Source organism: Janthinobacterium longum (assembly GCF_051380735.1).
Classification (GTDB): domain Bacteria; phylum Pseudomonadota; class Gammaproteobacteria; order Burkholderiales; family Burkholderiaceae_D; genus Janthinobacterium.
Genome location: NZ_JBNYXQ010000003.1, coordinates 81,605 through 103,113, shown reverse-complemented (window position 1 = coordinate 103,113; position 21,509 = coordinate 81,605). Strand labels below are relative to the sequence as shown.

Genomic DNA, 21,509 nt, shown 5'->3' with positions numbered 1-21,509 from the left:
TGCCGGGGATGTTCCGCACGACAGACAGCCCCGGATCGCCGTATCCGTCCCTTGATTGCGGAGCATTCCTGACTTGAAAAAAACACTGTACACGTGGTCGCAGGCCTTGCGTGAAGCATCGGCCTGTATCGGCCTCGGGCTGCGCGACACGCGCCATGAGGGCATGTGGTGGCGCTCCAGCTTGCTGTGCATGGTGGTGCTGCTGCTGTGGCTGGGGCTGTATAGCTATTTTGGCCAGTTCTTCCTTGAACTGAGCGGCATGCTGGCGCTGGTGTCCGTTACCGGCCTGCTGGGCGTGGGTGTGCTCGATGGCGTGGGCACGCTGGCCAGCGGACCGGCCACCATCTCGCAGATGGGCAATCTCACCGGTGGCCTGGGCAGTTTTGTCAAATCGCTTGTGTCGATCGGCCAGATCGCGCTGGCCCTGCTGGCGCTGGCCGCCTTCTTTTATGTGCTGGTGTTTATCGTCGGCACCATCAGCACCGCGCGTTTGCCACTGCGTGCGCTGTTGCTCGGGCGCGCACGCAAGGTCGTGGCGCGCCGCTACCCATCGTGGCAGCCGCCACCGGATTTGTCCTCGCTTGTTTCCCGCCCGTCATGGGGAAAACGCCTGTTGCTGCTGTTGTCGCTGCTGATACCGGTCTGGGCCATGTGTGTGCTGATCGCATGGCTGCTGGCCTGGAATGTACGGCTGGTCTATGGCGCGGCGGCCGACGGCGTGCTGGACCAGGAGCAGCGGCAGGCTTCCAGCCGTATGCAAGGGCCGGCCATCGTTGCCCTGGGGCTGATGCTGTGCTTGCTGATGCTGGTGCCGGTACTCAATTTATTGGTGCCAGCCCTGCTGTGCACTAGCGTTTGCCATTTGCAGCGCCGTGGCTGGCGCAAGGTTTTGCTGGTGAAGGAGTGAAGATGAATCTGGAAACAAGTCATGGAACGCTGGAGCGGGCAATTGAAATCGCCGCCAGGGCGCATGCGGGCCAGGTAGACAAGGGCGGCGCGCCGTATATCCTGCACCCCTTGCGCGTGATGCTGCGCGTGGCGCCGGGGCCGCAGCAGATAGTGGCCGTGCTGCATGACGTAGTCGAGGACAGCAACGTGAGTTTCGAAGACCTTGCGCGTGAAGGATTTTCTGCGCAGGTGATCAGTGGTTTGCGTGCCGTAACGAAGGTAGAAGGCGAGTCCTACGAGGCTTTCGTGGCGCGCGCGGCGCTTGACCCGGTCGGCCGGGCAGTCAAGCTGGCGGACCTGGCGGAAAACAGTGATTTGTCGCGCATTGCACAGCCCTCGCAGAAGGATCTGGACAGGGTGGAAAAGTATCGGCGGGCGATGGCTTACCTGCAGGCACCGGGGAACTGCGCGCCAGGATAAGCAAGTGGGCCGGGCAAGAATACTCGCCTGGCGTGGCGTTTCCCCGTACACTGCACAGCAAGCGATGTTGCTTGCTTTCAACTTTACATCAATGTCCATGCAGAAGCTTTTTCACATAAGCCGGATACGACTTGCACTGCTGCTTGCCCTGGCAACCGCAGCGTTGATGCTGTCGCTGACGTTTGCAACCTCCAAACTCATCGGTTCCAGTGCGACCGCCCAGGTCGAAGAAGATATCGGCAACAGCCTGGCAGAACTGGCGTACCAGACTGTCGACAAGCTCGACCAGGGAATGTATGAGCGTTACCGCGAAGTCAGTTTGCTGGCAGAGCGCTACGAGATAGTCGAAGGCAGCGTCGCCCTGGCGGACAAGCGCCGCGTGCTTGATGCAATCCAGCGTACCTATCCGCTGTATGCCTGGATAGGGCTGGCAGATACAGCCGGCAAAGTGCAGGTTGCCAGCGGCGGCCTGCTGGAGGGAGCCGATGTGTCGCAGCGGCCATGGTTCGGTGCGGCCACGCGTGGCCAGCACCTTTCCGATGTGCACGAAGCCAAATTGCTGGCCAAGCTGCTGCCTGGCCCCGCAGGAGAGCCGAAACGCTTTTTTGATATCGCTTTTCCCTACCGAAATGTGAAGGGCGAGATCCAGGGCGTGCTTGGTACGCACCTGAGCTGGCAATGGGCGGCAGAAATCGAACAGTCTATCCTGCGGCCTTTGGCAAACCGCAAATCGGTCGATACGCTGATCGTCAGCGAAACCGGGGTGGTCCTGCTCGGACCGAAGCAGTACGCCGGCGTGGTCCTCGACCAGCCCAGTTTCAAACAAGCCAGGGCAGGGAAAATGGGCTCGCTGATCGAAACATGGCCGGATGGCAAGCGCTATCTGGTTGGCTATCATCACAGCAAGGGTTATCGCGGCGTCAAGGGCCTGGGCTGGAGCGTGCTGGTGCGCCAGGAACTGGAAAGCGCGTATCGCCCCGTGCGCGCGCTGGAGCGCAAGATCTTGCTGGGCGGCCTGCTGGCCTCGGTTGTAGCGCTGTTTCTCGCGCTGTTTCTTGCGCGCACCATCAGCCGTCCGCTGCGTGAGATTACCCAGTACGCTGGCGACCTCAATTCCGACAAACGCCATCTGATTCCGCAAATAGCGCATGCCTTTGCCGAGGTCCGGATATTGCACCTGACCTTGAACCGGCTGTTGAGCAAGCTTCAGCGAAATGAACGTGGGCTGCTTGAGCTTAACGCCAGTCTTGAAGCACGGGTAATGGATCGCACGGCGCAATTGCATATTGCCGTCGAAGAGCTGGGCCGGCTGGCGCGCTCCGATGCACTGACCGGGCTGCCGAACCGCCGATCGTACGAAGAGCGCCTGGTGCAGGCGGTGGCACGTGCTGCCCGGCAGAACAGCGCGATTGCCCTGATGTTTCTCGATATCGACCACTTCAAGCAGGTCAACGACACGCTGGGACACGCCGGCGGCGACCTGGTCCTGCAGGAATTCGGCCAGCGTGTCAGGTCGTCCGTACGGGCCACCGATACGGTCTGCCGCCTGGCTGGAGACGAGTTCACCATTATCCTGGAAGGCCTGAAAAGCGACGCCGAGGCCACCCTGGTCGCATCGAAAATACTGGCCAGCATCAACACGCCGTTCCAGATAGAAGGCGAAAGCCGGCTTGTCTCGACCAGTATCGGCATCGCCTATCACGCAGCGGGGCCATTCAGCACCGAGCTGTTGAATCTGCAGGCTGATGCGGCTCTCTACAGGGCCAAGGCGAATGGGCGCAATACTTTTGCGATGAATGTGTTGTAGATGCTGTGGGAGGGAGCGACTTTGCGCTCGTTGCGGGCTGTGACCATGAACGCCACCTTCTGGTCGCTGGACTTGGGAGGCAGCATTTTGGACAAACTGCCGCGGTTCATTCATGCTCCCGTTCAACAGCTGGCACCGGGAATATCCTTGCCTGTTCTCAGGTCATAACCGAGGAAGCAGCGGTACCCCGTGCCGGGAAGAAACGAGCACCATAGGTTTCCTTTGCTGCGCAAGCGTTCGCCTTGCTCACCGCTGCAATTAACTTTGGCGTCTGGATAGATGGAGTCAAAAATATCTTTCGCCGCCGGTCCGTTGATTTCGATTGCCAGCTTCCGGTCGCTCTTGCTTGGCGCTTGCTCGTTGCCGAGTTCGCCGGAGTAGATTGTGTACTCGGCCTGCAGTGGTTTGGTTCTGGCGGATTGTATGGGGTGCTCACGTTTCTCGGTGGCGTCAGCCGTGGGGAGCAGGACGATGAGCGAGATAATCAGCAGCAGGGGGTTCATTTTGGTGTCGCCCTTATATCGACGTGGAAGTGATCGTCATGATTTAACCAATGCTGGACGCGGGGGATATCTTTGTCATTGAACAGGCCGTAGACGTAATAACCCGAGTCTTCTGGCGCCTGCGGCAGCATGAAGTAGCCGCGTTTATCTCTGGGTTGAAGTTCCAGCATGTCGGGGTTCGGTCAGTCTGTAGGGTGGTTGGGAGCGGCTGCACTGCCGAATGGCGACCGTGTATGCCATTGTCGTTCAGTTGTTGTTTTGGAGATTGGTCTTGCTCAAGAGTGGGTATGCCGATCCATCATGACTTACCCAGCACAATGTTCGCTAGATCGAGGCCATGGGTGAGGATAGGGTTCTGGCCAAGTGGATGGAGCCGATTAACGCCCGGAAGGGCACCATTGATTAAGACCGCGATTTTCAGCGCGGAAATTTATACCGTACAAACAGCGAAGGTCCTTTGCCGCCGGGTGGCACCAGCAGTATCTCTTCACCCACCTTCATCTCCTCATGCATCACCGTGCAACAGGACGGCATTGAATGGCCGTGAGCCGGATCAGTGGCGGCGGCAAGTCTCCGGCTTGCCATGCGCTGTTGCTGCTGTCAGATTCACTTGCTCACCGTTGCATCGGCGGTGCCGTCAGAGGGCAATGCGAACTCGAACTCCACCAACGTATCATCGGGCCAGCTCGTGTCATGCAGTGGCGGCGCGTAGCGCGTGCGGTCCTTCGAGCTCAGGCGTTCGGACGGCAAGCTTTCGCGACGGGAATCCGATACGAGCGTGGCGCGAGCAATCGGCGCAGTGGTCGAGTAGAAAATCCTGCTTCTGGAGGTATGGCAGGCGCCGCCCAGAGGCATCAGGTAAGCGAGCTGGAGAAATGAGCTGTCAAACTTGTCTACAGCCCAGCGCACCTCACATTCCAGGCGCAGGTCACCCAGCCGGCGCGTGCCGGTTGGCAAGCCTGGCGTGTGTATATCGGGCCGCCAGCGAAACAATCCCTTCTTGCTGCTGAGCTGCACATCGGCGTCGTCGTTGGCAGCTGACTCGTCGCGTGGGAGCGAGAATGTATAGTCGGCTGCGATCGGAATGTCGATGCCGACATTGTCACCGACGATGCGCAGCTTCAGCCCTGCCACTGTCAGGTTCGCCTGTTGCGGGCGCAAGATGAATTTCAGTTCAGCCCGGGGGGCCAGCGAATGGTAGCGCTCGAACGCATCCATGCCGGCGAGCATTTTGCGGTAAGGCTTCCAGTCAGGGTCCCTGGTGCCGGAGACCGACACCTGCTGGGCTGCTTCGGATGGGGTATCTGCAGGAGCGGTGTCGGCAAAGACGGGCGCAGACAGGGCGAGCAACAGGACGGTGGCGAGCGGACGGCGCATGGAGGCAAATGTTTTCTGTGAGGAATGGTCAGGATAACGTATTGGGAATTGTAGTAGTTGGTAAATTGTAAGCGCTGGGCGGGCGGTATATGCATTGGGTGGATTTTCTGGCTGCGACATCGATGTTGGCTATTTTGTTGTTGGGTAAATATAAGCCGCGTAACCGGGACCACGTCCGCCATTCGTACACGATCTGCCCCCGTCTCTGCGTCCTGGCACGAGCGCAACCTGCAGGCGCTCGGCTCAACGCGAAATCGATTCCAGCGCGACGTTGCGGGTGCGCGGCCCGAATAAGCCAATCGACACCATCACCATCCCCATCGCGCCACTGATGAGTAGAAACACCGCTCCCACGCCGAAATCCTGCAGCACGCTGGCGATAATAAAGGCGGTGAAGATCGCCGAGAATCGGCTCCACGAATAAACGAAGCCAATGGCGCGGGCCCGTATCCCGGTGGGAAACAACTCGCTTTGGTAGGCGTGGTAGCTGTAGGAAATGATATTGCCGGCCAAGGTCAGGCAAACGCCCATGCCGATCAACAGCACGCTACCGGAGGCCTGGCTGAATATCAGGCCGCAAACGATGTTGACGGCGGCCATGCAGACGATCACATGCTTGCGCTCGAAGCGGTCGGCGATGAACAGGCCGATCAGTGGACCGAGCGGCGCGGCCAAGGCGATCAGGCTCGAATACATCAGGCTGGTCGTCACTGTGATGCCCTGCTTGACCAGCAACGACGGCACCCAGTTGGCGAAGCCATAAAAGCCAACGGTCTGGCAGATGTTAAATACGGTCATCATCGCAATCCGCTTCCCGTAGGGCGGAGCCCACAGATCGCGAAAGCGGCCGCGGTCGACCACCGGCTCGGGCGCGGCTGGCGGCGGTAGTTCGCGGCCATGCTCCTTGCGCACGGCGGCCTCCAGCGCGCACAGCACCCGGTCGGCCTCGGCGTAGCGGCCTTTCATGGCCAGCCAGCGCGGACTCTCTGGCAGACGGCGGCGGATCCACCAGACCAGCAGCGCGCCGTGGCAACCGATCACCACGACGATGCGCCAGCCGTCGAGGCCGAACACGGTGCGCGGTACCAGTTGGTAGGAAAGCAAGGCGACGATCGGTACCGCGCAAAAGCCAACCGCCTGGGACAGCGCGAACGCGCGTCCGCGTATGTGCTTGGGCACGATCTCGGACAGGTAGGTGCCCATGGTTACCATCTCAACCCCGAGGCCGAGGCCAACGATGAAGCGCCAGAAGTTCAGGCCGAAGGCCGTGGTCTGTGTCGCCATGATCAGGTTGGCGACCGCGTACCAGATCAGCGACCAGGTGAAGATCGCACGCCGGCCATAGCGGTCGGCGAGAAATCCGCAGCACATGGTGCCGATGAACAGTCCGGCGAACAACGCGGCGATGAAGCTGGCGACGCCGGTCATGCCGAACAATCCGACGGTGGTTGGGGTGAGGATGCCACTTTTGACCAGGCCGGGTGCGACGTAGCCCGTATAGAGCAAATCGTACAACTCAAAAAAGTAGCCGAGCGCTAGCAGCGCAACCAATTGCCAGACGGTTCGGGTGGCGGGCAGGCGGTCCAGCCGCGCGGCGATGGTGCCGGCGTCGTGAACGGAGCCGGGGGCGTTGGCCGCGAGCGGCGATTCCAGCGAGGTGCTTGGCATGAGGTGATCCTCAAAAGGTGGCTCGGCGTGGCCGGCGGTCGTGCTTCCGCGAGAACTTGCCGCCGTCCTGTCGGAATAGTACCGGATTTTCAAATTTGCAAATGCAAATGCAACTGTGTGGCAATAGTCGTCGGTTGCTCAGTTTTGGGTCGACCTGGACCAACGGTGCGCGGCCTGCAGTACTGGGGTCACACGAGCGCCGGGGGCAGGTTCGCCATTCAGGCACGGCCTGAGTAGCTGATGTTGTCGTTAGAAAAAACTGCCTGCGACCTAAAACCTGGTCAGAAGAATCGGAGGGGGTTGCGCTTGCAAGCGCAACCCGGTTTTGCGGCGCCGAGCTGCGCTCGGCGAAGTCCCGCAAAACCCCCACGTCCGTGCCGGACGCGGATTCGGTTTCGGCTGTTTCGCGTCCAGTGGTGAAGACGGCGGCTGTTTTTTCGCTGCACCACTGACCGCTGGCTGTCAGTTGATCGCTGCGGCGGCATGCGCCATCTACGAGTGGCGTATCAAAAGGAGCTACGTTGGCTGAGCAGGCTGGAGCGTTACTATGACGACAGTGTGCTTGGATCGCACGCCAGCTGGGCGGGCATACCCGGCACTATGGCCCAGCCCACCACTTTGCGGTAGTACAGATCAAGGACCGTCGCCAAATACAGCCAGATTCGTCCTGGATTCGTGAACCGTAGTTTCCCCCAACGACCTGCTGCCGTTCGCTAATGTGACAGAACCGCAGCAGGTCCTAGTTGGCGGTGGCCACGCGCAGCGCCCAAACGCTGTGCGGATCGCCGTGCAGGCCGCGGCGCAGCACCGCCCGCGCCATCTTCCAATACAGTGCCGCTGCCAGCAGCGACACCAGCGCCACGCCGACAGTCACACCGTCACCACGCATCAGCGCCAGCAGCGGACTGACGCCGGTTGCGATCCAGTGCGCGCACGGAATGGCCAGGGTTAGCGCCGCGCACAACGTCAGCAGCTCGTATGCCGCGCGTGCCGGCGCCCTCGCGAAGGCCCACGCCACCACCAGCCAAAACACCACGTAGTAGCCGCGCTCCTCCCACAACGGCAAATGCCCGGGCGCCGCCGGCGCCAGCTTGTTGATGACGAACATGGCCGACACGCCAGCCACGCAACCGAGGCACACGCCCAGCGTGGCCTGCGCCATCAGCCGTCCGCTGCGTGGCTGCACCAGATTGAGGCGCTTGCGCCGAGACTCGATCCACAACAGGTTCCCGCTGTAGAACAGGAAGGCGCCGGCGATGCCGAGCACGAAGTACATCCACTGCACCGCTGCATGGCCGAAATTGCCGAAGTGGAGCGACTGCAAACTGCGCAGAAAGCGCATGCCGGGGCTGTAGCTCTCTGGCGTGATCACGCGCAGCACCTTGCCGTTGCTGGCGTTGAGAACCACCGCCGCGTTGGCGGCCACGGTGCCTTGGCGCGCGTCGCCATATGCCTGGACCTGCGCATTGGCATCGCCGGCATCGCGGTAGAAGATACGCTTGACCTCCATCTCCGGCGCGGCGCGGCCGATGGCGGCCATCACCTGGGCCACCGGCAGCAGCGGCGCGGCCACGCCGACCGCCTTGGGCGGCGCAGCGGCATTGATGTCGGGGCCGACGAGCTTGAGCAGCTTGCCGTCGAAAACCATGTACTGGAATGGCGCCAGCAGGATGATGCCGAGCGCCAGCACCGCGCTGCTCCACGCGTACATGATGTGGAACGGCAGCGACAGGATGCCGATCGCGTTGTGCGCGTCGCGCCACATGCGCTTGAGGTTCTTGGCTATCCGCAGCGCGAACAGGTCCTTGAAGAAGCCGGGTGCGTAAATGACCACGCCGCTGACCAGCGCCAGACCATACAGCACGCAGACCACGCCCAGTGTGTACAGGCCAAACTGGTCGGGCAGCCCGGCCGAGTAATGCAGGCGGTATATGAAATCCATCAAGTGTGAGCGTTCCTCGAACTCCTCCAGTTTGCCGGCGGCGTCGAGGCGGAAATGGCGCTCGCCCACCGTCAGCGTTAATTCCGGTTCGTAGTTCGTCGGCATGTGCAAAGCGAACATCTTGGCCGCTTCCGCATGCGCGGCCAGCACGGCGTCGACCAGCGCCTGCGGTTGCACCGGGGCCATGGACGGCGTTGACTGGGGCAGCGGCGTCTGCCACGCGTGCAGTTCGCTGTGGAACAGCGTGACGGCGCCGGCGTAGAACGCGATAAACAGGCAAAAGCCCGCCACCAGCCCCACCCAGGTGTGGACCGCAATAAAGGTGCGCAGCGTGGACGATTTCATGCGCCCACCTTCAACAGGCCGGCAAGCTTGGCCCCATGCAGCGCCGCGTAGCCGAGCAGGGTCGCCCCGCCCATCCACAGCCACGCGCGCAGGCCGCTGCGAAACAGGAAGGCCAGCGCCATCACGGCGATCCAGACCGGAAAGAACGCCAACAGCCACGGCAGCGTGGTGCGCGCCTGGTCGCCGCTGAGCAGCGCGCACAAGCCCACCACGGCCACCGCCAGCGGCAGTCCGAGGAAAAAAGCGGCGGTCGATTTACCCCACATGGCGCGCTCCCGGTTTTGACGGCGGCGAGCGGCGGCCGCGCAACCATGCATCAATGTATGGCAGCAGCACCAGCGTCGTCATGAAACCGGAGAGCGCGATGCACACGCCGCACCAAAAACCATAGTCGCGTACCGCCGCAGCGATGGCGCCTGTGGCCATCGGCACCGCCAACCAGCGCAGCAAGTGCTTGCGCGCCAGAGCCGCAGGCCACAGCGCCTGATGCGGCGAAGCCAAATAAAGACACAGCGCGGCCAGCGCGGCCACCACAATGCTGATCCAGTTCATCGATCGCCTCTTTAGATGGAACCTTGCACGCCGAAGGCGAACTGGCGCGGATTGCCGAGTATGACGTTGTAACGGCCCGCCACTGTCGCGATGCGGTTGTTGGCGATGTAGGTGCGATCGGTCAGGTTGGTCCCGCTGGCGAACAGCGTCACGCCGTTGGCCAAGGTGTAGGCCAGCTTGGCGCCCAAGGTGGTGTGGCCGTCGTTGCGCTCGACGTTCTCGGGGCCGGTGTAGCTGCCGTCGGCGTGCACCAAGTTCGCGTTCACCAGCCAGCCGCCGGGGGTCCAGCTGAAACCGATCGACTGCGTCAGGCGCGGCGAGTCGGGGAAGCGGTTGCCGGTGAAGTCGCCCTGCGGCGAGACGAAGTCGATGTAGCGCGTTCTGGCCACGCCGACGGCGCCGAACAGCTCCAGGTTTTTGATCACGCGGCCGCGCACCTCGGCCTCCAGGCCTTGCAAGCGCGACTTGCCGGCGTTGACGAAATACGTGTCGAGCGAATTGCGGCCGACATCGACCTGCTGGTCGGTCCAGTCGACACGATAGGCGTTGAGCGCGACTACCAGGCCGTTGTCGAGCGCCCCTTTGAGGGACGCTTCGTAGTTGTTGGTGAACTCGGGATTGAAGGCTTTGGCGCCGCGCTGGTAGCTGTAATCGACGCCGCCGGTGCGGTAGCCGCGCTGCGCCGTCAGCCCGGCCACCCACGCCGGGGCGAGTGCATAGCGCACGCCCAGCTTGGGCAGCCATACCGAGGTGTCGGTGCCGAGATGCTGCGTGCCGTCGGCGGCGAATACACCGCCGGAAATCAGTCGCGCGAGCACGGTGCGCGCCAGCGCTGAGGTGCCGGTTGTCACGCTGGTCGGCACGCGGCTCTGGCTTTCGCCATCGTAGCGCAGGCCGGCCGTCACGGTCAGATTGTCGATCACGTAGTCGAACTCCGTGAACACGGCGCGGGTGCGGGTGCGGTCGGCTTGGGTGTTGCCGCGATTGATGAAATCCGCGCCGTATTGTGCGTCGCACGCCGCCTGTACCCTGCACTGGCCCGTCAATCCCAGCACATAAGACAGCGGCACGATGAACATGTTGTCGAAGTCGTAGCGCTGGTTGGCGTAGTAAAGGCCCGCCACGCCCTTGAGAGGACGGCCGAACAGCGTCGTTTCGATATTGGCGCGCGCCTCCTGGGTCCACTGGCCAGTGGTGTTCTCGCCGGTGCGGTAGCCCTGGTTCAGTTCCGTCGAATCGTAGTCGAACAGGCGCTTGTAGCGGTTGTGGGAATAGGTCGACAACAGCGTGACGTCGGCCGCGCCGAGGCGGAAGGTCTGCTCGAGCGCCGCCGAGCGAGCGCGGTTGTCCGAGTCGCGCGCCACGTTCGACAGGTTCACGCGCGCCGAAGCCGGATAGCTCACCGCTTCCACGTGCGGGCTGCCGAACTTGCGCTCTTCGTCGACCAGTGTGATCAAGGCCTGATAGCGATCGCCCCACGGCGTCACGCGCAGCTTGGCACGCAGCGTGTAGCCGTCGTCGTGGTTGAAGCGGTGGTCGTCGCGGGTCGGATCATAGGTGCCGCCGTCGTTGCGGCGCTGTTCGAATGCGATGCGCCCGGCCAGAACCTGGTCAACGATTGCGCCGCCGCCGGCCACCGCCACGCGGTGCGAGTTCTGGTTGCCGGCGCTGGCGCGGTAACTCAAATCGGCGTTATCGGACGGATCGCGCGTCTTGACCACCACTGCGCCGGCCAGCGAGTTGCGGCCCTGGTTGGTCGATTGTGGCCCGCGCAGCACCTCCAGGCGGTCGGCGTCCCACACGCTGATGCCGCCGATATCCTGGCCGAAGCCGTCCTGCGCCACACCGTCGACGACAACCGTGATGGTGCGCCCGCCGCCGCCGGTGGGCCCGCTCAAACCGACGCCGCGGATCGACAGGCCCTCGGCGGTGCCGACGTTGGCCATTTGCGCGGCCACGTCCTCAATGGTGGCCGCGCCCGACTCGGCGATCTGGCGCCGGTTGCGCGCGCCGACGCTGGCGGCGCTGTCAATCTCCGTGCGCTGGAGCTTATCGCCGGAGATGATGACCTGCTCGACCGGCGCCGCCTCGTCGGCCGCCGCCTTCGCCTGCCACCCGGCCGTCACCACCGCCATTGCCAACACCATCACCTTGATACGCATGCAAATCCCCTTTTTATTGGAATAAGAACCATTCTCATTTAATAATTATTTTAAATGAGAATCGTTTACAGTCAAAGGAAATTTTATGGTTTTGGCACCTTGTTGTGCAAATGCCCGAGGCGCTCTTGAGTCGCGGCTCCGGTACGTTCCCACTGCGGGGCGGGGATGTCTTGCCACGACGCCTCGTCGTTGCCAAGAAAACGCCAGGCCGCACAGGTTTCGCTGCCATTGTCGCCGGCCTCGGGAATGCTGGCCGTCGGCTTTGCCGTAAATTGTTCCATCAGCGCAGCACGCCGGGGTCAGGTCCGCCATTTGCACACCGCCTGAGCAGTTGATCTTGTCGTTAGGAAAAACCGCCTGCGGCGCAAACCTGGTCAGAAGAATCGGAGGGGGTTGCGCTTGCAAGCGCAACCCGGTTTTGCGGCGCCGAGCTGCGCTCGGCGAAGTCCCGCAAAACCCCCGCGTCCGTGCCGGACGCGGAATCGGTTCCCGCGGTTTCGTCGTTGGATTAAAAAATAAAGGCCCCGTCGCTTGCGCTTGGGGGCCTTTATTTTTTAATCCAGTGGTGGAGACGGCGGGAATCGAACCCGCGTCCGCAAGCACTCTACAGACAGTTCTACATACTTAGCACTATCATTTAATTTAACCGGCCCAGCACGGATGTGCACGTTATGGACAAGCGATTCACCTTAGATTTAACGTTCCGCTAAGTGACCCATTGGAACGCGATTCCCTGTAAATGACTCCTTGACTTTTAACGGTCCGCCCCAGGGAAGAAGCGTTTAGGAGCTAACAGCAATTAAGCTGCCAGTGCGTACGAGTTATCGTTTGCAGTTAAGTTTTTCTGGGTGTATTTACGAGGTAACCAGCCCTCGGTATGCCCTGCGCTGCTTTGCAACCCACGTCGAAACCAGGTCGTCCCCACAGAACGTTCATTGTAGCGCAAACTTCACAGTCTTGCATGGTGCATTCGTGCGTGTCTCTGGAAGATGTAGTGAGGCGATCAGCAGGCTGAGAGAATTCACTGCTTCACGATATGAATGTTTCGTAGACTAGTGGTGGACGTAACCTTTAACCTAACGGCAACTGCTGGCGTCAGACCCGACGGGTCTCGGCGACCCCGTCTGACCCCGGATTTCTGCTGCGGGCCGAAAAATCTCGTGTGGCCTCGAACGGCCGCAAATCAAGCCGCCAACTGCCTTTCCCGCTCGGCCAGCACCACCTCGCTCACCAGTTCCAGCAAGGCCTGCGGCGTCTCCAGCAAATAATCGGCACTCCACGTCAGCGGCTCGACCGGGCCGCAGTAGCCCCAGGCGCAGGCGATGGTGCGCATGCCGGCGGCGCGGCCGGCCTGGATGTCGCGCAGGTCGTCGCCGACGTACCAGCATTGCCCGGGAGCCAGGTTCAGGCGGCGGGCTGCTTCCAGCAGGGGGGCGGGGTGGGGTTTCGGGTGGGGCATGGTGTCGCCCGAGATCACGCAGCCGGCGGAAGCCAGGCCGATCTGGCCCACCAGCGGGTCGGTGAAGCGGGCTGCCTTGTTGGTTACAACGCCCCATTGCAGACCGAGGGCTGTCAGGCCGTCGAGCAGGTCGGGCACTCCATCGAACAAGCGGCTTTCCACGGCCAGGGCGGCTTCGTAGTTGTCGAGGAAACCGTTTTTCAGGGACTCGTAGCCGTTTTCACCGGGGGCGATGCCGTAGGACGCGCCTATCATGCCGCGCGCGCCGGCCGAGGCTGTAGGGCGCAATACCTCGTAGGGCGTGGGTGCCAGGCCGGCGCGGGTGCGCATCAGGTTGATGGCGGCCGCCAGGTCAGGTGCGGTGTCGGCCAGGGTGCCGTCAAGGTCGAACAGGATGGCGCGCGGGGCTGGCAGGTGGTCGGTAGTCATGTCGGGCGCAGGCTCGGTAAAAATAAGTAAAAAATGAAAAATGGCGGCCGTAGCCGCCTAGAGTGTGGTTTTTGCGTTACAAAGGGCGGGTGCAGGCCACCAGATAGTTCACGCTGGTGTCGTTATTGAGCGAATAAATCTTGGTCAGGGGGTTGTAGCCCAGGCCGCGCATGCCGTTGATGGCTAGCCCGGCGCTGCGCGCGTATTGCGACAGCTCGGCCGGGGTGATGAATTTATCGTAGTCGTGGGTGCCTTTTGGCAGCAAACGCAGCACGTATTCAGCGCCCAGAATGGCGAACAGATAGGCTTTCGGGTTGCGGTTCAGGGTCGACATGAAGATATGGCCACCCGGTTTGACCAGCGCCGCGCAGGCCTGGACGATGGCGGCCGGGTCGGGCACATGCTCGAGCATTTCCATGCAGGTCACCACGTCGTACTGGCCCGCTTCTTCGGCGGCCATGGTTTCGGCGGCAATCAGCTTGTAGCGCACGTTCACGCCGGACTCCAGGCTGTGCAGGTCGGCCACCTTCAGGGCTTTTTCGGACAGGTCGATGCCCGTCACGTCGGCGCCTTTGCGGGCCATCGATTCGGCCAGGATGCCGCCGCCGCAGCCGATGTCGATCACGCGCTTGCCGGCCAGCGGCACTTTCGCGTTAATCCACTCCAGGCGCAGGGGGTTAATTTCGTGCAGGGGACGAAACTCGGAAGTGGGGTCCCACCAGCGGTGGGCCAGCTCACTGAATTTTTGGATTTCTAGAGGGTCGGCGTTCATGGGTGGAATGATAGCGGCATTTTTCAAAACGGGCAGCCACGGACGAAAAAAAACCCCGCCGGGGCGGGGTTTTTGTCGATTGCGCTTGATCTGACCGGCAGATCAGGCGCAGCCGGCAGGGCAATTACTTGCGGGTACCGACAACTTCGATTTCCACGCGACGGTTTTTCGCACGGCCTTCGGCAGTTTTGTTGTCAGCAACTGGCTGTTTCTCGCCTTTGCCTTCGGTGTACACGCGGTTGCTTTCAACGCCTTTGGAGACCAGGTAGGCTTTGACAGCATCAGCACGACGTACCGACAGTTTTTGGTTGTAAGCATCGGTGCCGACCGAGTCGGTATGACCCACAGCGATGATGACTTCCAGGTTGATGCCGCCCAGTTGGGTGGTCAACTGATCCAGTTTCGACTTGCCTTCTGGTTTCAGGGTAGCTTTGTCGAAGTCGAAGAATGCATCAGCGGCGAAGCTGACTTTTTCCGAGGTCGGTGCTGGTGCTGGCACAACTACTGGCGCTGGTGCTGGAGCAGGCGCTGGTGCTGGTGGCGGAGGTGGTGCCACGCATTTGCCGTTTTGCAGGGTCTCTGGCTCTACGCACAGTGGCACGTCGCAACCTGGCACCGCGTCAGCAGGTGTCCAGTAGCCGGTACGCCAGCACAGGCCGAATGGGTCACGCACGATGATGCCGCGTGCATCTTGCACATAGGCGCTCTTTGGCGTTGGTGCTTTGATGTCGGTGGTCACTGGAGCGAACGGTGGCGAGGTAGGGGTTTGAGCCGAAGCCGAGCCGGCAATCACTGCGGATGCAGCGAAAAACAGCGATACAAATTTATTCATTCTTTTTTCCTTTCGGGGGGTGATATCCGCAGAACAACACGGCGCTACTTGTCTTACATGCCGGGATTTTATCATGTCGACCACAACGCTCGTTCAGATTGCGAAACTAGCAATTAACTTCTACTTCATTTTGCCACACGCATCCGTAGCGCACGACCGTGGGCAAATCAAAGCTTCCGCGATTTTAGACTGCATGTTGTAACTGCGCAACGATAATGCCCAATTATGACGCGTCCGTGACATTCAGTTACATCTACTGTCTCTTTTTCAGGCGGCTTGCCTGCATGAAAGTTACTTATTTACACTATTGTCAAGCAGTCATGCACGACCTCGGTGCATTATCGCCAGGCGTTTGCATTTTTCCGCGAGTCCGGCATTTTGTACTTTCGGCGGGGCGCGCATGCTAAAATCGTGCGCTTGACTGTTGGGCGTGCCTGACAAAAAGCCCATGGCGGCGCTGCACTTCTGCAACCGTCCTGCCCCTTTTGCCAGCCACTCCATGACGACAGCCGCCTAGGATATGCAGTATTGCGTCATTACATTGCGTAGCAGTAAGTTAACCACAGCCTGAGATCAGTCGAACCGCCAATGGATCAATTCGCAAAAGAAACAATCCCTATTTCCCTCGAAGAAGAGATGCGCAAGAGCTACCTCGATTACGCCATGAGCGTGATCGTCGGTCGGGCCTTGCCTGACGCGCGTGATGGCTTGAAGCCAGTGCACCGCCGTGTCCTGTTCGCGATGCATGAATCGAACTACGTGTGGAATCGCCCTTACGTCAAGTGCGCCCGCGTGGTCGGCGATACCATGGGTAAATATCACCCGCACGGCGACGCTTCGATCTACGACACCCTGGTGCGCATGGCGCAAGATTTCTCCTTGCGCTACACGCTCGTCGATGGCCAGGGCAACTTCGGTTCCGTCGACGGCGATGCTGCCGCCGCCATGCGTTACACCGAGTGCCGCCTCGACAAGATCGCCGGCGAACTGCTGGCCGATATCGACAAGGATACGGTCGACTTCGTGCCCAACTATGATGGCAAGGAAAAGGAACCGTCGGTACTGCCGACCAAGATCCCCAACCTGCTGATCAACGGCTCGTCCGGTATTGCCGTCGGCATGGCAACCAACATTCCGCCACACAACATCACCGAAGTGATCCACGGCGCGCTGCACGTGCTGCGCAACCCGGACTGCACGATCGACGAGCTGATCGAACTGATCCCGGCACCAGATTTCCCGACCGCCGGCATTATCTACGGCGTCTCGGGTGTGCGCGATGGCTACCGTACCGGCCGCGGCCGCGTGGTAATGCGCGCCAAGACCCACTTTGAGGAATACGGCAAGGACGGCGGGCGCATCGCGATCATCGTCGACGAGCTGCCATTCCAGGTCAATAAAAAGTCCTTGCTGGAACGCATCGCCGAAAACGTGCGCGACAAAAAGCTCGAAGGCATTTCCGACATCCGCGACGAGTCCGACAAATCGGGCATGCGCGTGGTGATCGAGCTGAAACGCGGCGAAGTGCCGGAAGTGGTGCTGAACAACCTGTACAAGCAGACCCAGTTGCAGGACACCTTCGGCATGAACATGGTGGCGCTGGTCGATGGCCAGCCGAAGCTGCTGAACCTGAAACAGCTGTTGCAGTGCTTCCTGTCGCACCGCCGCGAAGTGGTTACGCGCCGTACCGTGTTCGAACTGCGCAAGGCGCGCGAACGGGGCCATGTGCTCGAAGGCCTGGCCGTTGCGCTGGCCAATATCGATGACTTCATCGCCATCATCAAGGCTGCGCCTACGCCGCCGATCGCCAAGGTCGAGCTGATGGCGCGTCCTTGGGATTCGTCGGTAGTGCGCGAGATGCTGGCCCGTACCGGCGACGGCACGACGCCGGGCGGCGTGGACGCCTACCGTCCGGAAAACCTGCCGAAGCACTACGGCATGCAGGCCGACGGCCTGTACAAGCTGTCGGACGACCAGGCGCAGGAAATTTTGCAGATGCGTCTGCAACGCCTGACGGGCCTGGAGCAGGACAAGATCGTCAACGAGTACAAGGAAGTGATGGAGCATATCGCCGACCTGCTCGATATCCTGGCCAAGCCGGAACGCGTGACGGTCATCATCACCGACGAAATGACGCTGGCGATGAACGAATACGGCGCCGGCAAAAAGGATGTGCGCCGCTCGCAGATCGAACTCAATGCGACCGACCTCGAGACGGAAGATCTGATTACGCCACAGGACATGGTGGTGACGCTGTCGCACACTGGCTACATGAAGGCGCAGCCGATCAGCGAATACCGCGCGCAGAAGCGCGGCGGACGCGGCAAGCAGGCGATGGCCACCAAAGAGGAAGATTGGATTGACCAGCTGTTCATTGCGAACACGCACGACTACATCCTGTGCTTCTCGGACCGTGGCCGCATGTACTGGCTGAAGGTGTGGGAAGTGCCGCAAGGCTCGCGCAATTCGCGCGGTAAACCAATCGTCAACATGTTCCCGCTGCAGGACAACGAAAAGATCACCGTGATCCTGCCATTGTCCGGCGAGAACCGCACGTTCCCGGAAGACCATTATGTGTTCATGTCGACCAGCCTGGGCACGGTCAAGAAAACGCCTCTGAAAGACTTCAGCAATCCACGCAAGGCCGGCATTATCGCGGTCGACCTGGACGACGGCGACTTCCTGATCGGCGCTGCGCTGACTGACGGCAAGCACGACGTGATGCTGTTCTCGGATTCGGGCAAGGCAGTGCGCTTCGACGAAAACGATGTGCGTCCGATGGGCCGCACGGCGCGTGGCGTACGCGGCATGAACCTGGAAGAAGGCCAGCACGTGATCGCGCTGCTGGTGGCCGAGAACGAACAGCAGTCGGTACTGACGGCCACCGAAAACGGCTACGGCAAGCGTACCCCGATTCTCGAGTACACGCGCCATGGCCGTGGCACGAAGGGCATGATCGCCATCCAGACCAGCGAGCGCAACGGTAAAGTGGTTGCCGCCACTCTGGTCAACACGACGGACGAAATCATGCTGATCACCACCGGTGGCGTGCTGATACGCACCCGCGTGTCGGAGATCCGCGAAATGGGCCGCGCCACGCAAGGCGTGACCCTGATTGCAGTCGAAGACGGCACCAAGCTGTCTGGCCTGCAACGCGTGGTTGAAACCGATATCGACGAAGTCGAGCTGACGACGGAGGCCGCTGCGGTGCTGGCGCCAGCCGATCCGGTGGTCGACGACGGAACCGACCCGGCGCAGCCGGAGTAAGATAATTGGGGCTCCTCGCGGAGCCCCAATTGCTATGGATTACCCTTATCGATGGTCTATAAAATGAAGAAATTTCTCGCAGTGTCGTTTGCCTCGCTCGCTTTGCTTTTTACTACTGCGCCTGCCTGGGCCAGTGATGATGTCACGCCCGAGATGCGGGTGGTCGTTGAGCAGCTGCTCGATACCATGCGGTTCAATGACATGGCGCTTAAAACCATGGATCAGATGTCGCAGATGTTGCCCACCATCATGCGTCAGTCAGCCATGCAGGCTGCCAAAACGGGTCGCCAGCTGAGCGCCAGCGACGAGGCAAAAGTGAACAGCTTGCTGGAAAAGTTCATACCTGAAGCGGCCGTGGCGCTCAGGCAGGTGATAACAGATCCGGCCATGATCAAGGAAATGCGGATGGAAATGGCGCCCTTGTATGCGCGTTATTACACGCTTGATGAAGTGCGCGGCCTGACTGCATTCTATGCTTCGCCACTGGGGAGAAAGATGATCAGCGTTATGCCTCAACTGAGCGTCGATTCGATCGCAATCAGCCAGCGCGTGATGATGCCGCGTGTTGATGCCGTGATGCAGCCGCTTCTGAAAAAAATGCTGTCGTCGCAATGAACCAACCATCAGCCAAGGACAGCATCGTGAGCCCCATCTATAATTTCTCCGCCGGCCCGGCCGTCTTGCCCAGGGAAGTGCTGGCCCAGGCGGCTGCTGAAATGCTTGACTGGCATGGCAGCGGCATGTCGGTGATGGAAATGAGCCATCGCGGTCCCGAATTCATTTCCATCTACAAGCAGGCCGAAGGCGACCTGCGCGAACTGCTGGCCGTGCCCGCCAACTACAAGATACTGTTCCTGCAGGGCGGTGGCCTGGGGCAGAACGCGATTATTCCGATGAATCTGGTGGGCCTGGCCGCCACGCAGCCGGCCACCATCGACTTCGTGCATACCGGCTCGTGGTCGGGCAAGTCGATCAAGGAAGCGGCGAAATACGCCACTGTGAATGTGGCTGCTTCGTCGCAGGCCAGCGGCTTTGCGGGCGTGCCGCCGGTCGACGAATGGAAGCTGACGCCGGGCGCCGCCTATCTGCATATCTGCACCAACGAGACCATCGACGGCGTGGAATTCCAGCACGCGCCGCAGGTGCCGTCGGGCACTACTGTGGTGGCCGACATGTCCTCGCATATTTTGTCGCGCGTGATCGACGTGTCGCAGTACGGCGTGATCTTTGGCGGTGCGCAGAAGAATATCGGCCCGGCCGGCCTGACGGTGGTGATCGTGCGCGAAGACCTGCTGGGCCATGCGCTGGCGATCTGCCCGTCGGCGTTTGACCTGGCCAATGTGGCCGCGCACGAGTCCATGTACAACACGCCGCCCACCTATGGCATCTATATCGCCGGCCTGGTATTCCAGTGGCTGAAAAAGCAGGGTGGCGTGGCTGCCATGGAACAGCGTAATATTGAGAAAGCGGCGCTGCTATACGCGGCGCTGGACGCGGACGACTTCTACCAGAACCGTGTCGCACCACCATACCGTTCGCGCATGACGATCCCGTTCTACCTGCGCGACGAAAGCCTGAACGACGCCTTTCTGGCCGGCGCGAAACAGCGCGGCCTGCTGCAGCTCAAGGGCCACAAGTCCGTTGGCGGCATGCGCGCATCGATCTATAACGCGATGCCGATCGAAGGCGTGCAGGCATTAGTGAATTATCTGAACGAGTTTGCCGGACGCTGACGTCGCATCGACGAGCGCCGGCGCGCCGCCGGCGCAGGCCGCGCGGCCATGATTGAAGTACAGCCGACGAAACAACACCATGACCGATAAACTGAAACCCTTGCGCGAACAGATCGATGCGATCGACGCGCAGATCCTCGACCTGCTGAACCGCCGCGCCCTGATTGCCCAGGAAGTGGGCCATGTGAAAGCCGAAACACAGGCACCCGTGTTCCGCCCCGAGCGCGAAGCGCAGGTGCTGCGCGGCGTGGCCGAACGCAATCCCGGTCCGATGGGCAACCGCGAAGTACAGACCATTTTCCGCGAAATCATGTCGTCCTGCCGCTCGCTGGAAAAGCGCGTCACCGTCGCCTATCTGGGGCCGGCCGGCACCTTCAGCGAACAGGCCGTATATCAACAGTTCGGCAGTGCCGTCGAAGGCCTGCCATGTGCCTCCATCGATGAAGTCTTCCGCGCGGCCGAAGCCGGCACGGCGGACTTCGGCGTGGTGCCGATCGAGAATTCCTCGGAAGGCGCCGTCAACCGCACGCTGGACATGATGCTGCAAACGAGCTTGATCATCAGCGGCGAAGTGGCGATCGCCGTACACCACAGCCTGATGTCGAAGAGCGGCAATATGGATGGCGTGACCTCGATCTGCGCCCACTCGCAGGCGCTGGCGCAGTGCCAGGTGTGGCTGAACCAGCATTATCCGAACATAGCGCGCCACGCCGTGGCCTCGAACGCGGAAGCGGCGCGCCTGGCTGGCGAAGACGGCACGGTGGCGGCGATTGCCAGCGAACTGGCCGGCGCCCAATACAAGCTGGGCGTGGTCAAGGGCCATATCCAGGATGACCCGCACAACCGCACTCGCTTTGCCGTGGTGGGAACGCTACAGACCGCGCCATCGGGCAAGGATCAGACCTCGCTGGTGCTGGCCGTGCCGAACAAGGCCGGCGCCGTGTATCAGTTGCTGGCGCCGCTGGCGAAACACGGCGTGTCGATGACCCGTTTCGAGTCGCGCCCGGCCCGCATGGGCAGCTGGGAGTATTATTTCTACGTCGATGTGGAAGGCCATGTGCACAACCCTGCCGTGGCGCAGGCGCTGGCTGAATTGCAGGGCAATGCGGCGTTCTTCAAGGTGCTGGGGTCGTATCCGGTCAGTTTGTAGGGGGATGACCCCGGGGTCAGACCCGCTGGGTCTGACCCCAGCCCTCCGCTGCTCCGCTGTTATCTCTGCATCACCTTTATAGCAAGCATACTGAAATGCCGGGGTCAGACCCGACGGGTCTGACCCCGGTCTTAACTTTAAAG

General features: G+C 61.2%; 20 protein-coding genes and 1 other RNA gene. 8 read left to right on the top strand and 13 right to left on the bottom strand.

Annotated elements, in window-relative coordinates:
• Window positions 1-73: 73 nt before the first annotated feature.
• The 3 genes from ACQ4WM_RS11280 (at window position 74) to ACQ4WM_RS11270 (ending at window position 3,175) form a co-directional block, all read left to right on the top strand.
• A complete protein-coding gene (locus ACQ4WM_RS11280; protein WP_436546764.1) occupies window positions 74-907 on the top strand; it encodes a hypothetical protein in 834 nt (277 codons plus the stop codon).
• Between the two features lie 2 nt (window positions 908-909).
• A complete protein-coding gene (locus ACQ4WM_RS11275) occupies window positions 910-1,368 on the top strand; it encodes a GTP pyrophosphokinase (RefSeq protein WP_436546763.1) in 459 nt (152 codons plus the stop codon).
• A 166-nt stretch (window positions 1,369-1,534) separates the two neighbouring features.
• Window positions 1,535-3,175 (top strand): diguanylate cyclase domain-containing protein, encoded by a 1,641-nt coding sequence (locus ACQ4WM_RS11270; RefSeq protein ID WP_436546762.1) that lies wholly within the window; start codon window positions 1,535-1,537, stop codon window positions 3,173-3,175.
• Window positions 3,176-3,297: 122 nt separating this feature from the next.
• Here the strand turns inward: ACQ4WM_RS11270 and ACQ4WM_RS11265 are convergent, their stop codons facing one another.
• The 8 genes from ACQ4WM_RS11265 to ACQ4WM_RS11230 all read right to left on the bottom strand — a co-directional run bounded on the left by ACQ4WM_RS11265 (window position 3,298) and on the right by ACQ4WM_RS11230 (window position 11,553).
• Window positions 3,298-3,678 carry a hypothetical protein gene (locus ACQ4WM_RS11265; protein ID WP_436546761.1) on the bottom strand — a complete coding sequence of 127 codons (381 nt, stop codon included), beginning with the start codon at window positions 3,676-3,678 and terminating at the stop codon, window positions 3,298-3,300.
• Complete coding sequence (locus tag ACQ4WM_RS11260; protein ID WP_436546760.1) at window positions 3,675-3,848, bottom strand: hypothetical protein; 174 nt, start codon at window positions 3,846-3,848, stop codon at window positions 3,675-3,677. Before ACQ4WM_RS11260 ends, ACQ4WM_RS11265 begins: the two co-directional genes overlap by 4 nt.
• A gap of 436 nt (window positions 3,849-4,284) precedes the next feature.
• Complete coding sequence (locus ACQ4WM_RS11255; RefSeq protein ID WP_436546759.1) at window positions 4,285-5,055, bottom strand: hypothetical protein; 771 nt, start codon at window positions 5,053-5,055, stop codon at window positions 4,285-4,287.
• A 243-nt stretch (window positions 5,056-5,298) separates the two neighbouring features.
• Complete coding sequence (locus tag ACQ4WM_RS11250; RefSeq protein WP_436546758.1) at window positions 5,299-6,723, bottom strand: MFS transporter; 1,425 nt, start codon at window positions 6,721-6,723, stop codon at window positions 5,299-5,301.
• A gap of 739 nt (window positions 6,724-7,462) precedes the next feature.
• Window positions 7,463-9,010: a PepSY-associated TM helix domain-containing protein gene (locus tag ACQ4WM_RS11245; protein WP_436546757.1), complete on the bottom strand. Its 1,548-nt coding sequence runs from the start codon at window positions 9,008-9,010 to the stop codon at window positions 7,463-7,465.
• Complete coding sequence (locus ACQ4WM_RS11240; protein ID WP_436546756.1) at window positions 9,007-9,276, bottom strand: hypothetical protein; 270 nt, start codon at window positions 9,274-9,276, stop codon at window positions 9,007-9,009. Before ACQ4WM_RS11240 ends, ACQ4WM_RS11245 begins: the two co-directional genes overlap by 4 nt.
• Window positions 9,266-9,562, bottom strand: a complete 297-nt coding sequence (locus ACQ4WM_RS11235; protein ID WP_436546755.1) for a hypothetical protein — start codon at window positions 9,560-9,562, stop codon at window positions 9,266-9,268. The genes ACQ4WM_RS11240 and ACQ4WM_RS11235 overlap by 11 nt, the downstream gene beginning before the upstream one ends.
• Window positions 9,563-9,573: 11 nt before the next feature.
• On the bottom strand, window positions 9,574-11,553 hold the full coding sequence (locus ACQ4WM_RS11230) for a TonB-dependent receptor (protein WP_436547033.1): 1,980 nt from the start codon (window positions 11,551-11,553) through the stop codon (window positions 9,574-9,576).
• On the opposite strand from ACQ4WM_RS11230, the gene ACQ4WM_RS11225 reads away from it, so the two are divergent.
• Window positions 11,492-11,749 carry a hypothetical protein gene (locus ACQ4WM_RS11225; protein ID WP_436547042.1) on the top strand — a complete coding sequence of 86 codons (258 nt, stop codon included), beginning with the start codon at window positions 11,492-11,494 and terminating at the stop codon, window positions 11,747-11,749. The genes ACQ4WM_RS11230 and ACQ4WM_RS11225 overlap by 62 nt on opposite strands.
• A 58-nt stretch (window positions 11,750-11,807) precedes the next feature.
• Here ACQ4WM_RS11225 and ACQ4WM_RS11220 read toward each other — a convergent pair whose 3' ends face one another.
• The 5 genes from ACQ4WM_RS11220 to ompA all read right to left on the bottom strand — a co-directional run bounded on the left by ACQ4WM_RS11220 (window position 11,808) and on the right by ompA (window position 15,216).
• Window positions 11,808-12,008: a transposase DNA-binding-containing protein gene (locus tag ACQ4WM_RS11220; protein ID WP_436547032.1), complete on the bottom strand. Its 201-nt coding sequence runs from the start codon at window positions 12,006-12,008 to the stop codon at window positions 11,808-11,810.
• Between the two features lie 279 nt (window positions 12,009-12,287).
• Window positions 12,288-12,647: a transfer-messenger RNA gene (gene ssrA, locus ACQ4WM_RS11215) on the bottom strand.
• 260 nt (window positions 12,648-12,907) lie between these two features.
• Window positions 12,908-13,612 (bottom strand): HAD family hydrolase, encoded by a 705-nt coding sequence (locus tag ACQ4WM_RS11210; RefSeq protein ID WP_436546754.1) that lies wholly within the window; start codon window positions 13,610-13,612, stop codon window positions 12,908-12,910.
• Window positions 13,613-13,688: 76 nt separating this feature from the next.
• Window positions 13,689-14,384, bottom strand: coding sequence for a bifunctional 2-polyprenyl-6-hydroxyphenol methylase/3-demethylubiquinol 3-O-methyltransferase UbiG (gene ubiG, locus ACQ4WM_RS11205; RefSeq protein WP_436546753.1), 696 nt, complete (start codon window positions 14,382-14,384; stop codon window positions 13,689-13,691).
• Window positions 14,385-14,508: 124 nt separating this feature from the next.
• Window positions 14,509-15,216: an outer membrane protein OmpA gene (gene ompA, locus ACQ4WM_RS11200; protein ID WP_436546752.1), complete on the bottom strand. Its 708-nt coding sequence runs from the start codon at window positions 15,214-15,216 to the stop codon at window positions 14,509-14,511.
• A 588-nt stretch (window positions 15,217-15,804) separates the two neighbouring features.
• Between ompA and gyrA the strand changes: the two genes are divergently transcribed.
• The 4 genes from gyrA to pheA all read left to right on the top strand — a co-directional run bounded on the left by gyrA (window position 15,805) and on the right by pheA (window position 21,366).
• The gene (gene gyrA / locus ACQ4WM_RS11195; protein ID WP_436546751.1) at window positions 15,805-18,483 is read left to right on the top strand and encodes a DNA gyrase subunit A; all 2,679 of its coding nucleotides are present in this window, start codon (window positions 15,805-15,807) and stop codon (window positions 18,481-18,483) included.
• 63 nt (window positions 18,484-18,546) lie between these two features.
• Window positions 18,547-19,098, top strand: a complete 552-nt coding sequence (locus ACQ4WM_RS11190; RefSeq protein ID WP_436546750.1) for a DUF2059 domain-containing protein — start codon at window positions 18,547-18,549, stop codon at window positions 19,096-19,098.
• A 26-nt stretch (window positions 19,099-19,124) separates the two neighbouring features.
• Window positions 19,125-20,216: a 3-phosphoserine/phosphohydroxythreonine transaminase gene (serC, locus tag ACQ4WM_RS11185; RefSeq protein WP_436546749.1), complete on the top strand. Its 1,092-nt coding sequence runs from the start codon at window positions 19,125-19,127 to the stop codon at window positions 20,214-20,216.
• A gap of 79 nt (window positions 20,217-20,295) precedes the next feature.
• On the top strand, window positions 20,296-21,366 hold the full coding sequence (gene pheA / locus ACQ4WM_RS11180; RefSeq protein WP_436546748.1) for a prephenate dehydratase: 1,071 nt from the start codon (window positions 20,296-20,298) through the stop codon (window positions 21,364-21,366).
• Window positions 21,367-21,509: the final 143 nt, after the last annotated feature.

Coding starts and splice junctions, on each gene's coding strand:
- ACQ4WM_RS11275 (WP_436546763.1), top strand. CDS start 910: ATGAATCTGGAAACAAGTCATGGAACGCTGGAGCGGGCAATTGAAATC.
- ACQ4WM_RS11270 (WP_436546762.1), top strand. CDS start 1,535: ATGCTGTCGCTGACGTTTGCAACCTCCAAACTCATCGGTTCCAGTGCG.
- ACQ4WM_RS11265 (WP_436546761.1), bottom strand. CDS start 3,678: ATGAACCCCCTGCTGCTGATTATCTCGCTCATCGTCCTGCTCCCCACG.
- ACQ4WM_RS11260 (WP_436546760.1), bottom strand. CDS start 3,848: ATGCTGGAACTTCAACCCAGAGATAAACGCGGCTACTTCATGCTGCCG.
- ACQ4WM_RS11255 (WP_436546759.1), bottom strand. CDS start 5,055: ATGCGCCGTCCGCTCGCCACCGTCCTGTTGCTCGCCCTGTCTGCGCCC.
- ACQ4WM_RS11250 (WP_436546758.1), bottom strand. CDS start 6,723: ATGCCAAGCACCTCGCTGGAATCGCCGCTCGCGGCCAACGCCCCCGGC.
- ACQ4WM_RS11245 (WP_436546757.1), bottom strand. CDS start 9,010: ATGAAATCGTCCACGCTGCGCACCTTTATTGCGGTCCACACCTGGGTG.
- ACQ4WM_RS11240 (WP_436546756.1), bottom strand. CDS start 9,276: ATGTGGGGTAAATCGACCGCCGCTTTTTTCCTCGGACTGCCGCTGGCG.
- ACQ4WM_RS11235 (WP_436546755.1), bottom strand. CDS start 9,562: ATGAACTGGATCAGCATTGTGGTGGCCGCGCTGGCCGCGCTGTGTCTT.
- ACQ4WM_RS11210 (WP_436546754.1), bottom strand. CDS start 13,612: ATGACTACCGACCACCTGCCAGCCCCGCGCGCCATCCTGTTCGACCTT.
- ubiG (WP_436546753.1), bottom strand. CDS start 14,384: ATGAACGCCGACCCTCTAGAAATCCAAAAATTCAGTGAGCTGGCCCAC.
- ompA (WP_436546752.1), bottom strand. CDS start 15,216: ATGAATAAATTTGTATCGCTGTTTTTCGCTGCATCCGCAGTGATTGCC.
- gyrA (WP_436546751.1), top strand. CDS start 15,805: ATGGATCAATTCGCAAAAGAAACAATCCCTATTTCCCTCGAAGAAGAG.
- ACQ4WM_RS11190 (WP_436546750.1), top strand. CDS start 18,547: ATGAAGAAATTTCTCGCAGTGTCGTTTGCCTCGCTCGCTTTGCTTTTT.
- pheA (WP_436546748.1), top strand. CDS start 20,296: ATGACCGATAAACTGAAACCCTTGCGCGAACAGATCGATGCGATCGAC.